The sequence below is a fragment of the Bifidobacterium sp. WK012_4_13 genome (assembly GCF_041080835.1).
Lineage (GTDB): Bacteria > Actinomycetota > Actinomycetes > Actinomycetales > Bifidobacteriaceae > Bombiscardovia > Bombiscardovia fermentum.
This window is the reverse complement of the sequence record NZ_CP129683.1, coordinates 2133255-2147980: the sequence shown is the minus strand read 5'-3', so window position 1 is coordinate 2147980 and position 14726 is coordinate 2133255. Positions and strand designations below refer to the sequence as shown.

9 protein-coding genes are annotated in these 14726 nt (G+C 55.2%); 2 read left to right on the top strand and 7 right to left on the bottom strand.

What is annotated here, in order from left to right; genetic code table 11:
- Positions 1-187 precede the first annotated feature (187 nt).
- Complete coding sequence (locus QN062_RS08720; protein WP_369341412.1) at positions 188-3385, bottom strand: discoidin domain-containing protein; 3198 nt, start codon at positions 3383-3385, stop codon at positions 188-190.
- Positions 3386-3729: 344 nt separating this feature from the next.
- Positions 3730-4608 (bottom strand): tRNA (guanosine(46)-N(7))-methyltransferase TrmB, encoded by an 879-nt coding sequence (locus QN062_RS08715; RefSeq protein WP_369341411.1) that lies wholly within the window; start codon positions 4606-4608, stop codon positions 3730-3732.
- 383 nt (positions 4609-4991) lie between these two features.
- Between QN062_RS08715 and galE the strand changes: the two genes are divergently transcribed.
- Complete coding sequence (gene galE / locus QN062_RS08710; protein WP_369341410.1) at positions 4992-6002, top strand: UDP-glucose 4-epimerase GalE; 1011 nt, start codon at positions 4992-4994, stop codon at positions 6000-6002.
- A 248-nt stretch (positions 6003-6250) separates the two neighbouring features.
- Positions 6251-7039, top strand: coding sequence for a DUF4190 domain-containing protein (locus QN062_RS08705; protein ID WP_369341409.1), 789 nt, complete (start codon positions 6251-6253; stop codon positions 7037-7039).
- Between the two features lie 33 nt (positions 7040-7072).
- Here QN062_RS08705 and QN062_RS08700 read toward each other — a convergent pair whose 3' ends face one another.
- The 5 genes from QN062_RS08700 to QN062_RS08680 all read right to left on the bottom strand — a co-directional run bounded on the left by QN062_RS08700 (position 7073) and on the right by QN062_RS08680 (position 14554).
- Positions 7073-7708, bottom strand: coding sequence for a signal peptidase I (locus tag QN062_RS08700; protein WP_369341408.1), 636 nt, complete (start codon positions 7706-7708; stop codon positions 7073-7075).
- Positions 7709-7729: 21 nt separating this feature from the next.
- On the bottom strand, positions 7730-8461 hold the full coding sequence (locus tag QN062_RS08695) for a hypothetical protein (RefSeq protein WP_369341407.1): 732 nt from the start codon (positions 8459-8461) through the stop codon (positions 7730-7732).
- A 279-nt stretch (positions 8462-8740) separates the two neighbouring features.
- Positions 8741-9592, bottom strand: a complete 852-nt coding sequence (locus tag QN062_RS08690; protein WP_369341406.1) for a hypothetical protein — start codon at positions 9590-9592, stop codon at positions 8741-8743.
- The gene (locus tag QN062_RS08685) at positions 9589-10368 is read right to left on the bottom strand and encodes a hypothetical protein (RefSeq protein ID WP_369341405.1); all 780 of its coding nucleotides are present in this window, start codon (positions 10366-10368) and stop codon (positions 9589-9591) included. Before QN062_RS08685 ends, QN062_RS08690 begins: the two co-directional genes overlap by 4 nt.
- 64 nt (positions 10369-10432) lie before the next feature.
- Positions 10433-14554 (bottom strand): glucodextranase DOMON-like domain-containing protein, encoded by a 4122-nt coding sequence (locus QN062_RS08680; RefSeq protein WP_369341404.1) that lies wholly within the window; start codon positions 14552-14554, stop codon positions 10433-10435.
- Positions 14555-14726: the final 172 nt, after the last annotated feature.

Genomic DNA, 14726 nt, shown 5'->3' with positions numbered 1-14726 from the left:
TAATTCCCTCTCACCGCATATTCAGGAATGGCATGCCATTCGGCTACGGCGGACACATGCCCGTCGTAGCCGAACGGATAATCTGGATTCAAGCCACGTCAATGGATCGGCATCATCGGCAGCCCACGAGTCCACAGCACATCGCAGCCATCTCATGGCCGATTGTCAATCTTCATGAAGCCAGCGCCTATCTACCCGACTTTCGAACCATCAGGGCAAGCGATCCTAGAGCGAGCCCCAGTCCAGCTATCAACACGAATATCATGATCGATGCACCAGAATGAGCGAGCCCTGTGGTTCCAGTCTTTTGAGACTCCGTCGAATTCACAGCAGGCGTATGCGGAGACCCTGATGAAGCCGTCACACCAGGTTTTGATGACGAGGATGGAGATGGTGGCACCGGCGCTGACGAAGGCTCTGACGTCGACGATCCTGAATCGTCGGGGTTACCCTTCGCAGCGACCCTGACATCTGTCACTGACGCACTTGCGCCATAGGCATCGGTCACCCGAACCGTATATATTCCCGGATTAGGAGAAAATCCCTTCATCTCGATGGTGCCTTCCTTGGTAGTCGTTCCTTTCCAGGTCTCGGCCGTGACATACTGAGAGTCTGACCGTTCAGAACTGTGTGCCAGCCATACAGCCTTCATTTCTGAGCTTGGAGTCAATCCTTTCGCCAATACGACTGTGGTGGTCTTCGCGATAATGCCACCCTTTCTGGAAGCCCCAGAAGGGTCGGATTTCAAGGCCTGATTCGGCATCGCAGCAACCTGCGAATCTGAACGCATACTCACGATTTCGGTGGGTCGCGTCGCAGCCGTCGAGTCCGGATTGGTGGTCTGAGAGTTCGCAGGTGCGTACACGTTGAATGCAAAGACACTGTACGCGTAGGTGGTCAGTCTCGATGTGCCATAGATCCTGACATATCTTGCCTCTGTGCCACTCGGCAGATCGGTTGACACCGTGATGGGAGACGTCGCATTGGTCACTGCTGCGACGCTTCTCCACGCTTCGCCATCAGATGAAACCTGAATTTCATAATGCTTGGCCGCTGCAGTCTCCCATGACACGGAGACACTTCCGACTGCTCTCTCCTTTCCTAGATCAACTTCCAGCCATTGGGGATCGCCTGTCGAGGATTCCCAACGTGTGGTTGGATCACCGTCTGTTGCATTACTTGGATTGCCAGTTGTGGAGCTGCTTGAAGTTGAGGAGGATTTCGTCACTGAATGAAGCGCGAGATCCTCTGAACCATCCGCTCCACTGACGCTCAGACTTCGTATGGAATATCCATTTGCATCGGGTATCACCGGCTTTGTCATAGTTATCCGTGCATATCTGGCATTCGTCGGCGCAAAGGAGACCGCCGTCCTTCCACCGCTTGCATCAGTGACTTGCTCCTGTTCATTCCAATTCAAACCGTCAGCTGATGTCTCCACACTGAATTCCGAGGCAGCCTCTTCACCCCATACTATCGATAGATGAGCGATGACCTTGCTCGCCCCCAGATCAACCGTCAAAGACTGACTTCCGGCTCCATCAGACATCCATGCAGTGTCGATATCGCCATCATTCACTGCGCTGGCCGAAGAATTCTCTGCCGTGGAAGTTGCACTTATCTGTGCCGCATCAAGTGCAAGGTCTCGGTTCGAGCCACGGTCCCAGGCAACCGCCTTGCCGTCAAAAAGTGTCTCCGAACCCTTGGTTGACTGTGTGGCACCTGCAGGAACCTGAACAAGAACCATCGATTCGCCAGCGGGAATCTGTATGTTCGCGGATTCTGAGACATTCCTCGCGACAACCGAATTGGAGACGGAATCATAGAGGTCCGATACTGAGTCGACGCTCACCTTGACACTCGCAGCAGTCGAGTTTGGGTTGTAATACAGCGAAGTCGGATATGGATTCGAGCCAAAGAAATCCAAGGCGTTGAGATCGGTACGAAGCACTCCCGACACATTCGTGCCATGCAGCGCGGCGCCCATGAAACCTACCCACGATGAGCCATACAGTCCAAGACTTGTTGCATCGCCACCGACTCCCCAGCTCCCCGAACGCTCGGGAACGTCACCCATCGCCTTGATGCCTGCCGAACCCGAAGAAGTGAGTCCCTCATATGCAATGACATGAGCAGGATCATTGATGTATTTGCTGCCATAATATTGCTGACTTGCCGTGAGCTGGTCCGCATAGAAATATCGCGATGCATTGTCGATGTTGAGCATCCATCGGCCAATGAGACTCGCATAGCGAGAATCATATTTAGCAGTGGCTGCGATGAGTGGCATGGCAAAGGAATTCATCGCAAAGGCATAGCCCTTGTTGCCGTTGGTTCCTCCCTCCGGCCCTCCATCTGTTTGCGAGCCGACCAAGCCTGAGACATCGATGCCGCCCCAGTTCCCCGTCAGAGTTCCCCAACCTGATCGGACATTGGATCCACCGATCATCCAGCCAATATATTTCGATATGTCATAGTCAGTCCCATCCTCTGCATTCATGCGCGCAGCGATGTAGGGGGCAAGAACGGGAACGACCTCGTAATACAGATTCTGATTGGAACGCTCCAGGGCTTCCATCGCCCATTCAGCACCTTGCAGATATTTGGCATCGTTGAATTTCGCATGAGCCCAGAGCAGGATCGCGGCCGCTCCGGCAGCGGCTTCCCCGCCTTCGTTCCGCCCAGAAACCGCTGTGTGAGTGGCGAAATCATAGTCTTGCATGGTGATATTCGCGTTTGCTCCGCCGAGGGAATCCAGCATCTCATAGTATTGGTTCGCGATTGATTTCAGCATCGAGTTCATGTCAGTGACGTCGGGATATTGTGAGCCGAGCATGTAATACAGCACATTCGCGACGGTAGTGTACCAGATCGAGTCAGATCCCGGTGCGGATGACGCAGATGATGGAGAATTCTTTGCGACTCCCAAATCGGGATGGTAGAAGGTCCTGAGCATATCGACATAATCCTGGCCATTCTGCTTTGATTTATCGATTCCTACAAGACTCGCGCCGACAACGGACGCTATTTCGTTCACTGCTTCCTGATTGCCATTGCCGGACGTCCCCTGGACCCGAGTATCACCGTAATACGCCGGCATCTTGTATGTCACCGATCCTGCAGGCATATTCAGAGCGCTGGCATCTGTGGAGATTGTCGTAAAGCTGCCTCGGTCAGACCAATCATAGACATAGGAATCATAATCCTTGGCACGTTGCGCCCAATCAAAGCTCGATGAGCTTGGTGATGGGGAATTCGGAAAATTGTCGACGGTCGCATTGCCTATTTGCTCCTGTGCCGTTGCCGCCATGGCGGTTACAGGCGTAAGGGCGAAACTCATGCTTATCGCAAGCAGCGCCGCACCAGAACGAACAACTTTGTTCATTTCTTGCCCTCCTTTGGACATGGTTGGGATATCGACTGCCAAAACATGCATGGACGGCCAGTTCTACTTGAGAACACTCCTTCCGCCCGCTCTCTCATATCCCAGACATACTTTACCGAAACGTTTCTGTTAATCAAAATCACTGGCCGCGACTCTTCGCATCAGTCTCATAAAACGAAATGAAGCCGCCACTTTGCGACACTTACAGCACATCCAAACCGACAGCCCCCCCCTCCCAAAAAAAGACACCGTCAGTCACAAATCACGCATTGCCCGAACACGGCTCGATCCCACCACTTCACGATCCGAGGCAGGGAGACGCGTTGGGGGGAAGCATCTCTATTTCAGATCGACGCTGCTGCACGATAGGTGAAGTCATGGATGGTTCGGCCGGCATGCAGACCCTTGCGCTCGAAGTTGGTCAGCGTGCGCCCTTCAAACCTCTCGGATTCCATGAATTCCCCGTGCGGCAGCTCCTGCGCCTGCCCAGCAGTCCCCTTGCCGACATGCTCGAGCGGCAGCCTCACCTTGAGAGTTCCGCAGTTGATCAGAAAATCGGCGTCATCCAAAACCTCGTGGACATGCAAGGCATAATCGTCAATATCGGTCGCGATCCGCCATACGCCACTCTGAATCAGAGCTCGGGAAACGCTTCTCGCAAATTCCGGCTGAATGATTCTTCGCTTGTGATGCCTCATCTTCGGCCAAGGATCCGGGAAGAAGGTCCACACTTCGGCGACGCTCCCCGGAACGGCGGCGGCGAACAGTTCGGGTGCGTTGACCTGTGCCAACCGCAGATTCGTCAATCCTGCCTTGCCTGCCATGAGCATCGTATGGGCCAAGCCGACCGTATACACTTCCACAGCCAGAAAGTTCCTATCACGGTGTTCCGCTGCCGCGGCGACGATGTTCTCCCCCTGCCCCGTTCCGACCTCGACAGTCAAGGGATTCGAATTTCCCCAGCGCTCTTCTATGAACGCCTCGTCCAACACGAACCCTTCTGGAACCTCGAGGCTCGCGCGTTCAGCCATCTCTGCGGAATCGTATTGTTCGACGCCTGGCTGGGCATGGAGGTCTATCAGGAACCGATCATGGTACTTTTCCCAAGCTCGTTGCAATCTCGGATCGATATGGCCAGAACGCCTGACGTAGGAGACTATGGAGCGTCGGCCTGCATATTCCGACGACCCGGCAGGGGAACCAATCGGCTCATTCACACTCATTCACGACTCCTTTATATATATGGCAGGGCATTCATCGCCTTCGCAATCTCCGACATTCGGCATCGTACCGACGAAGCGGAACGATGCCAAGTCACACGGCACGACTCACTGCGACGAGACGCAACGCATTCCCTATAGAGGATAGCCGCAATTCCCCGAATCCAAGGCACAGACAACGGCAGGACGGCAATTCAGGGAATCGGGCAGTTCCAATGGGGAGACGTCCGGCTCCATAATGATTGTTGTTCATTGATGTTCGTGTGATATACTAAAAACGAAAAAAATCGAACATAAAGAAGCAAATGTGAACATAATGCTTGGGCTATGCTCAATTTCTCACGCATAGTCGCTCAATAGTTCACACACTCCTAGGAAGGCAACTTATGACAGTTCTCGTCACTGGCGGATGCGGATACATTGGCGCTCACGTTGTTCATGCCCTTCATCAGGCAGGCCAGAAGGTCGTCGTGGTCGACGATCTGAGCTACGGAAAGCCAACGCGAATCGAAGGTGCGCGCCTGTATGGCGCAGACGTTTCAGCTCCTGGTTCAGACAGACGCATAGCGGAAATCATCAAGGACAACGATGTCGACTCGGTCATTCACTTCGCAGCCCGCAAGCAGGTTGGCGAATCCGTCGCAAAGCCACTGTGGTACTACCAGCAGAACATCAACGGCATGCTGAATGTGCTTCAGGGCATGGCAACCGCCGGCGCGAAGAAGCTCGTGTTCTCAAGCTCGGCTGCAACCTACGGCGTTCCACCGGTGGACGTTGTTCCTGAAGATGTGGTGCCGATGGTTCCGATCAATCCTTATGGCCAGACGAAGCTCTTCGGCGAATGGATGGCGCGCGCATGCGAAGAGCCCTTCGGCATTCGCTTCTGCGCGCTGCGCTACTTCAACGTCGCAGGCTGCGGCCCCGTGGAGCTCGAAGACCCTGCAATCCTGAACCTAATTCCCATGCTCTTCGACCGCTTGAAGCAGGGCAAGGCACCGGCCATCTTCGGTGACGACTATCCCACTCCCGATGGCACATGCGTCCGCGACTACATTCATGTCGCCGATCTGGCCGATGCCCACATCGCAGCGCTCAGCTATCTTGACCGCGACGAACGCAAATACGATGCCTTCAACGTCGGAACCGGCGAAGGCACTTCTGTCCGTCAGATCGTCGACGAGGTGAAGAAGGTCACCGGCCTGCCATTCAAGGAAGCTGTCATGGCACGCCGTGCGGGCGATCCACCGCACCTTATCGGCTCACCGAAGCGCATCAACGAAGAGATGGACTGGCACGCGAAGTATGGCGTCGAAGACATCGTCAGATCCGCGTGGGATGCATGGCAGGCAAATCCTGAGCATCACATCGACGTTGATGGCTGGAAGCAGAACGGCTGACCTCCGTCAGTCTGTCAACCGCCGAACATTCGCCCACCTTCGCAGTGGCCTGTGATTCCTACCTGATGCGCATATCAGGCAAGGGCTGGGCCATCAAGAAGGTGGGCGATGGCATCATGTCATCATGGCACCATCAATGCGACAATCGCCAGTCATCCGAAGTTCGAATCGCTTCCATACAGCAAGCTACGAACTGAAAAAATCCGCATTGATGCCAATAAGACGATAATCGCGTCTAGACTGGCACTATGAGCGAAGCTAACAATCCGTGGGGCAGCAACGACCCAAACGCACAGGAATCATCTTCACAGCCACAGTACGGTCAGCAAGGCTGCCCGGACCAGAACCGTGGCAATCAGCCTTACTATGGCCAGCAGCAGAGCCAGGGCTCGAACCCACAGCAGGATCCGTATGCCAACTCCGGTAATGCGGGATACGGGCAGAATGCCTCCGCAAACAGCGGCAGTGCAACGGGCAACGCTTATCACCAGAATGGCCAGGCCTGGAATCCGCAAGGGACGCAAGGCCAGCAGGGCTACGAGTATCAATCGAACCAGTCGAACTCTCAATATCAGGCCGGTCCTCAGTATCCACCACAGCCAAATCCGCAGTTCCCGAATCAGCCTCCCTACTATGGCCAGCCCAACTATGTGATGCAGAATCCCAATCAGCCTTGGAACGTGATGTCCATCATCGGCTTCGTGCTGGCATTCATCCTTCCGCCCGTCGGATTGGTGCTATCCATCGTGGCAATCGTCCAGATGCATCGTTCACGCGAGCGCGGTCAGGGCCTTGCAGTCGGCGGTGCGGTAGTCGGAGGGATTCTGAGCCTACTCGCCGCACTTGTCATCGGCCTTGTCATCTGGGGCATAGCGATGGTCGGCAGTGAATCGTATTCATACGAGTATCCAAGCTGCTCGGGTTACTCCTGCTCTTCCGAGGACAGCGGCGACGATTCCCTGCTCAGCAGCTATCTCAATCATTCAATGGACACCCTCGGCGCGACGCCCGCAAGCGTCGAATCCCAGTCACACTGAGCGGCATATGTCAGGGCAGACGGCTAAGAGTATCTAAGAAGACTCCCGTTGCCCGGGAACTGCGAACAGAGCGATGAACGTGACCGTCAGGATGCCTGCCATCGTTGCCAACCCGGGCCAAGTTCTCACCCAGAGAACCGCCCATCCAAGCCGAGGAATGGTCAGCCAGTGCCAGGTCGCATCATCGATGTTCACCTTGTAAGGATCTTCAGCGGCATTCGCATCCCCCCGAAGCACGAAGGTGCACTTCTCCCCTGCACACCCTTCGGATTGCACGATGCGATGGGTGACGAGCCGTTTCGTCTCCCCATACGAAACCGTGATCACATCGCCGACCTTCAATTCCACGGCTTTGCGCGGCATGGAAACGATCATGGAGCCGACGCCGATGGTCGGCTCCATAGATCCAGACTTCACCACCATGACCTTCAACCCGAACAGCCCTGAAGCAATGAACACGAGCATCGAGCACAGACCGATGCACGCCATGACCGTGAGCAGCACCGAACGAAAGCGAAGATACGCCCGCACAATCAGATGCCCATGCCTGCGTGCCGGTGCTTCCGCATGGCCGTGGCCATGCCCATGCGAATCATCCGACTCGTCGGGCAGCCGTTGAATCGATTGACTGCTCGAGGAATCGGATGATCGTGGTGTTTCGTTCATCATATGGCTGCTTGCCCGTCTGAATCACACCGCCGTGCCGGTGAACTGGACCTGTATGTCCGCGTCACTGGCACCCTTGAAGTCTTCCAAGTTCGCGTTCTTAGGGAGCTTGACTTTCACCACGACAAAGGTCACATTACCCGATCCAGAACTGTAAAGAGCATCAGTACCATCGAAAGCGGCCAATGGCACCGCCTCTCCAATCAGTTCAACCGGTTTTGTTGACTTCCCTTCGCCACTCAGACTCTTGGTTTTCGTGAATTTGTTCAGCTGATCGCAACCACTGGCAGGGGTATCACTCACACAATAGAAAAGATTCAACGCCTTGATGAACGCCTCCTTGGCCGCTAAGACTCCCTCATCATCCTCTTCCTTCTCGAATGCTGCTTGAATCTCCGCAAAGTTGATGCTCAATGTCGAAGCCCATTCCTCGCTCGCATTGCGCACCGGAATCGTGAAGTCGATTTCATCTCCCGGTTCCATGCTTTGCATCGCGAGAGCAACCTCTTGGTCGTCACTGATGCTGACCCCCGCCTTCGTATCACCCTCGACCCACGAAATTGGGGAGTCGAGAGAAGTCTCCTTGCTCACGCTGACTTGAATGTTGTAGTCAGATGCTGGTGCGAAGCCATTCGAACCCAGGTTCACATTCGCATAGTCGGTCAATGTGGCTGCGGTGATCAGGGTGAAGATCCCCAATATCGCACCGGCGGCCAGCAGTCCGCGCTTCATTCCCGGACGTTCGAAAAATTTCATGTTCATCTCTTTTCTTCTATTTCTTCTGTGATTCCCCACATCAGTGATTCCCCACATCAGTGGTGCGCACATGTTGCGGATGCGCTTCGATACGTCTGTACATCTCTACATCGCTGCATCGAGCTGCTTGCATGTTGTAAGGTCAGCTGCCCATCCATTGCTTGCATTGAATATGTTGGTTAGCGTTGTTGCTCAATCCGTCCGTCCAAACCCGATGCCCGACCGGCTGATGGTGATGGGCTCGCGTTCTGTGTGGCGACAGGTCTACTGGAATGACTCTCAGCTATCACCCCCCCCCCCGCGTTTAGGCGAGAGTGCGCGGCGTCGAATGATCGCAGTGTGCGTCGCTCGGACCAGCAATGCTGCCACAGAGAGCACAGCACAGACGGTCAGGGCCATGCCCGCCGAAATCCCAGTACGAGCAAGAATGGAATCGATGCCTCCACCTTTGACATCGTTCGCCTCGTTGCCTGCACTGCCTGTGGCATCGTCTGTTGCATCGCCCGTGGCGTCATTGTCGGTATCTTCATGGGAAGACCCATCCGAAGCATCCTGAACGGTGAACTTCCAGCGAAGACGCAGCCAGTCGGACCGAATGGCGTCAGACGCGGATTCATCGACGCTGAGGGAGGCATGTAGCGTGCAGGCATTGGCGATGACTTTGCAGCGATGCGTGAAGGTCTTCAACTCTTGCAATCGAATCCTCGATGCAATATCACTGCCAGAAGCATCGGCGATGTTCACTCTGATGAACTGCTCTGCATCTTCGTATTCGCCGTCAATGCTCACCGTGGCGAACACGGCTTCAGCCGATGCAAAGGGGATCCGACCCGTGCCCATCTCCCAGGCGATGCTCCTTCCCGGAAGCGGCATATCCAATCGAATGGAATTCTCAGCCGTTTGCGATGGCACCGTCTGAAGCTCCTCGGCGTGAGCCAACGACGACGACCCTGCCACCAGGCCGAACCACAGCACGATTGATATGAGCGCGAAAGCCCCTCTGGAACAGCGCCTCAACCAGTCACGAGCCATTTGAGGAACCGCCGAATGAAGCGAATCACTCTTGAGCGAATCGATATTGCAGGAATCTTTATTGTAGAAATCCTGATTGTAGAAATGCAGTATGCTCATCGCTGCTCTCCTTCGAACAGCAGCTGCGGAACGACCCGAGACTCTGTGGTCATCGCGAATCCTTCGTCAAAGGCTGCATCATCGAGACTGACACCAATGCGGCACAAGGCAATCTCGCCCGCTGCCAGCACACGAGGCAGCACAAGATTCGACAGCCCCGCCGTGTCAGTCCCTACGACCGAAGATGCCAGGGTCACTCCGTCGCATATGAGCGAGAAGCGAGAGACCGTGAACAGGTTCGATGGAGCGGGCGAGGCATTCTCCTGCTCCGAAGACCCTGCAATCTCGTCGGTCGAAGACGCATAATCATCACGAAGTGTGACTTGAACCGAAACGGCAACATCCTCTGACGCATTCTTCACCGCCACATTGCTCCACAGCGTCGTTCCCTGAGTCAGCAGACGCCCTGACTTGGGAAAATCGACGACATATGGGCGTTCCGTTGCCTGTTCCCACACCGATTCGGCTGCTTCCTCAGGTGACCAGTCTTCCTCGTCCGATCCTGTAACCTGTATGTCCATCGACTGCACGCCCAAGGCGTTCACGACTAGCTCTCCAAAAAGCGAATACGTTGAGCTTGCAGTTGAGATGCCGATACCGAGTGTGGCCACCCACAGCGAAAGAACGAACAGCAGTATTCCCATGCCTCTTTTGCTTCTTGCTCGAAGGAACAGGGTGCTCAATCCTCCTGTCCCGTTGCTGGGTGAAAGCTTGGGGACGCTCTCCTCATCATTCGAAGATGAGGCAGGAGCGCACGGACTAGACCTGAATCGCATGGTTGTCTCCATATTCTGTCGCATGGGCAGATGTGACTGTGATTATTCGAAGCATCCGATATCCCTACAGTCGAATCACCAGAGAGTTGTATGCGTCGAGAAGATCGCAATACGCTGCATCAACGGCAGACTGAGTTGCCGATGGATTGCCTTTCACGGATTTAGCGGTGACGAGGCGAGCACTGAACACTGTCCAGGACTCGGATGTGAACTTTGCTTGTTTCGCCTTTCCCGCCACGGTAATCATGGTGTTCAAACTCGTCTTCACCCCAAGCACATCGGGGTTGTATCCGGCGGCGGCAATCATCACGCTGAACTGCGCGGTGATCGCCCTATTCACACCAAGAGCCGTAACCGTGATTGGCTTGACGCCAAGTTGGGAGGAACTGAAACCGGTGAGCTTGTATTCAGAACTGGGCATGACCCATGCCTTGTCGTCTTCCAGAGTCGCCGTCACTTCAAGCCCAGAAAAATCAGGAAGCGCGGTACCTTGTGCAAAGACTCGTGTCGTTGGCAGCGATGTGACTGCTAAGGACTTGATCGGTGAATCGCTGGGCCTCTCATTCGGGTCTGGCTCTTCAGGATCGGTGCCGGGATCGGTTTCCTCAACCGCTTCCAAAGCCACGAAAGGCAGCACAGCTCCGCCAGCCTTGGCAGCAAGGACTTCGGCGGCATTCACGCCTTCAGACAGAATCGCCTTGATGACATTCGGGTCAGTCGTATCACTGTCATAGGGACTTTGCCCAATCCCATTGCCAAGCCCGCCACAGAATGACCATTCTTGCGTTCCTCCACCACACCCATACACCGGCCTAATGTTGTTCACACCTTCGTGGTCTTCACCAACGGCCATGATGTCTACCTGGAATGCGGCCTTCGATAGGTCGACTCCAGTGAATGCGCTTGCTGGCAGTGTAAGGACGATGTCGCGCTGCTCCCGCACGCTGAGTGAAACATTTGCGACGCGATCGCCATTCGCGGCGAAGACTCCGCTTGCTCCAATCGAACCGGTCAGCTTGCGCGGATTGGCTATCGCGACATATTGCCAGGCACCGTCGGTGTTGATGTTCGTTCCAGCGACTGCGGGAGTCGCAGTCGTGGAAGCAGTGCCATCGCTTCGAATATAGATGTGCATGAGCTGAATGCTCATGGCCTCCAGATTCCAAGGGTTGAGAATCTGACCGTTGACGCTCGAAACGAAACGCAGTGTGTCACCATCCTGATAGACCTTGAAATCGGTGAGATCATACGAACCTTCGGTGAACACTCCGGCAGTCGGATACTTGTATGTGCCCGGACCATTGTCACCGCCGGAAGGCGTCGAAATCGATCCGATTAGCGTGCCATAGACACTGCCGGAAGCAGGTGTGCGGGTCGCAAAGGTGAGCGGATTACCCGCTGAAGCGGTGCCGCGGTCCGTGACCGTGAGCGCCGAACCATCGGTCACCGTCACCGTCGTGGTGTCCTTGGTGATGGCGACATCGAAGGTGCTTCCCTGATATTGCAAACCCTTGACCGTGATGTGATCCAATGAACTTGGCAGAATCGGATTCAAGGTGACACCGTTCGTTCCCCATCGCAGACCCGTGTATCCGTAATAGAATTCCTGCAGGAATCCGCCCGCACCGGTCAGGAAGGTGAAGGCGTGACCGCCGCCACGCTCTTCGGTGAACTGGTTGAAGGGCCCGCGCATAAACTCGGTCGAGCTGCGCTTCGTGTACCACAGCGCCTCGTCTGCACGCCCGATTTCCGCTGCGACGATGGCGTGGATCGCATCCGTCATGGAAGGGCTCGCGTCTTCGTTGACCTTCATCGAATAGTAGTCAAGGTCATTTGCCGTGCGCTCTGCGGTCTGATCGTTCTGCCATGGATAGCTGAGCATCACCACATCAGCCTGCTTGATGCCGCTGCCGTTGTAGTTCTCATATTCCTGCGTGATGTTGCGCAACGCATCTTCGGGAATGTAGAAATGACCCGAGCGCGCTGTCCACTCAGCATTGGGTGTCTGATCGGCAAGAGCAGCTGCTTCGTTGGCGATTGCCATCACCTTGGAAGCCGCAAAGTTGGTGTATGCAGAATCGTCGCGGCCGGTGGTGTCGTTGCTTGCCCACTCGTCAGGAGGCGTCACATTGTAGATATGATAGAGATTGTCGGATTCCTTGACTGAGCGTGCAACCCAGAAATCGGCGGCACCGCTGATGACCTGATAGCCGGTGCTTTTCAGCCAGTCCAAGTCGCCAGTCGCCTGATAATACTGCCAGAACGCGAGCGCGATGTCGGCGGTGACATGAATCTCATGGCCGCCGAAGAACTCGGATGTGGTCTGCTCCTTGCCGTCGAGACCTCCCTCCCAGGGGAAGCGCAACGCAGAGCCATCGCCATAGCTCTTCAGCTCGTATTGGCTTGTTCCTTCATTCCATTCATAGGTGTTCTTGGCGTTATATGCCGCGCCTGATTCGGCGCTCAGACGATTGGCACGATACTGCAGCACCGCCTTGGCGATGCTCGGATCCTGCGCCATGAGCGATGGCCACATCCACGTTTCCGTGTCCCAGAATGCATGACCGCCATAATTGTCGGAAGACAGACCGGTTGGAGAAGGCGACCACGCCCGCTCGCCCACGCTGGTCATCAGATAGAAGCGGCTTGCACGAACCTCGCTCTGTAACTGATCGTCGCCACCGATCTCGATGTCACCTTCCCATATTTCCGCCCATGCGGCATCACTTGTAGACACCGAATTGGCAAGGCCGTCAGATGCGGCCGAACTGGCAACAAGCGCCGCACTCGCCTTGGTGGCGGTAGTGGTGTTATCGGCTGTGTCTTGATTCGTCGCCAGACCGACGAACTTGGTGAAATCGTAGCTCTGCCCGACCGACAGCGTCGCGGACCTACTCTGTTGAACGACGCCGTTGCCGACATATTCGCTTTGGCTGAGCGAGCCATCACCTTCCAGCTGAGACACATAGCTTGCACGCTGGTTCGTGCCATTCAGCGTCGTCGTCAACGCAATCTGTTTGGCACCGGAGTCGACCGAACGCTCAAGACTTGCGTTGCTTGTCGTCTGCGGGTCAAGGGTATCGGTTATCACAAAATCATGGTCATCGCCGACAAAGCTGACTGGCGTGACCTTCACATTGACAAGCCCCAACTGATCGTTGCCACGACTTGGAAGAACCGTATAAGCGACATCAGCCACATTGCCTGCCTGTGAAGTCCATCGCGCACTGGTTGTGATAGCACCGGTTTTCATGTTCAGGGTCTGCTTGTAATCAGCGAGGCCATGCTCTTCGGGAGTGGTGTTGCTGGGCGCTTCTGCCGGTTCGCCGCCAGTGGCTACCAACGTTGCGGAGTCGATGTTAACCCGGCTGTCTTTGCTGGCGTCACTTCCGTTGCCCAATCCGGCGATGGTGAGCTGAACCTTGCCTTCGCTTATGGCTTCTTGTGGTATATCAACAGATACGCGAGCCGTTGACCACGTATCCCAATTGCCATCTTCGGTCGGTGTCATGGAAATTGTCTGAGTTGAGCTGCCAGCAGTGATGGAAACCTTGCGAGGATTTGTCGTGTTATCGCCAGGATTTCCTGCGGCATAGCGGAATACCATGTCATAGGTGCCCGCAGATGGAACACGCGGAACCGTAAACACCGCGCGCGCTGAATCGCTGCCGAAGCCTTGCACGAACCCGCTGCCCTGATATCCCCCATGATCGGTGGCGACGGAAAGACCGCCACTCAGCTTGGCATCCTCAAGCTCGCAATACGAGCCGAAAATGCACGGGGTCTTGAACGCATCATTGAAGGAACTGGAGCTGTCGGCAACCGTCAGACCTGTCCATGCTGGTCCGCCGACCCGCCACTGCTTTCCACCGTCACCGCTGGTGTAGAAGCCTTGAATCTGGAAGGATGTAGGCACCTTGCCGGCACCGTACCCTTGCCCATACGACGGAACGCGGGCAGCAAAATAACCGTTGCCAGTGAAGGTCGCATGATAATCATCGGTGAATGGATTTGTGGTCGACAGTTCCCAGGGCGATTGCCCTTCATCGCCGTCATCTTGGGCGAAAGCAGGAACCCCGACCACTGCGTTCCCTGCGAGCATCAGCAGCGAACTGATGCATAGACTGAGGAGCTTCTTTGCTCCAAACTGAGACATGCGAGCTATTCCGGTTTTGGCGTGCTGCATCAACGTCTCTCCTTCTCTTTCTTCAACGAGCGACTTCCCGACCGCGTGCAAGCAGCGATAGTCGCATGGTTCAACCTTGGTAGATTGCCGCAATTCCGCCAATCCTGGACATATTCCTTTCGACATTGAAGGAAATATTAACTGCGTGTATATATTGTATCGTTTGAACTGT

What these genes read in the sequence shown, in the direction of transcription:
- QN062_RS08720 (WP_369341412.1), bottom strand. Translation starts at nt 3,385, where the DNA reads ATGAACAAAGTTGTTCGTTCTGGTGCGGCGCTGCTTGCGATAAGCATG.
- QN062_RS08715 (WP_369341411.1), bottom strand. Translation starts at nt 4,608, where the DNA reads ATGAGTGTGAATGAGCCGATTGGTTCCCCTGCCGGGTCGTCGGAATAT.
- galE (WP_369341410.1), top strand. Translation starts at nt 4,992, where the DNA reads ATGACAGTTCTCGTCACTGGCGGATGCGGATACATTGGCGCTCACGTT.
- QN062_RS08705 (WP_369341409.1), top strand. Translation starts at nt 6,251, where the DNA reads ATGAGCGAAGCTAACAATCCGTGGGGCAGCAACGACCCAAACGCACAG.
- QN062_RS08700 (WP_369341408.1), bottom strand. Translation starts at nt 7,708, where the DNA reads ATGATGAACGAAACACCACGATCATCCGATTCCTCGAGCAGTCAATCG.
- QN062_RS08695 (WP_369341407.1), bottom strand. Translation starts at nt 8,461, where the DNA reads ATGAAATTTTTCGAACGTCCGGGAATGAAGCGCGGACTGCTGGCCGCC.
- QN062_RS08690 (WP_369341406.1), bottom strand. Translation starts at nt 9,592, where the DNA reads ATGAGCATACTGCATTTCTACAATCAGGATTTCTACAATAAAGATTCC.
- QN062_RS08685 (WP_369341405.1), bottom strand. Translation starts at nt 10,368, where the DNA reads ATGCGATTCAGGTCTAGTCCGTGCGCTCCTGCCTCATCTTCGAATGAT.
- QN062_RS08680 (WP_369341404.1), bottom strand. Translation starts at nt 14,554, where the DNA reads ATGCAGCACGCCAAAACCGGAATAGCTCGCATGTCTCAGTTTGGAGCA.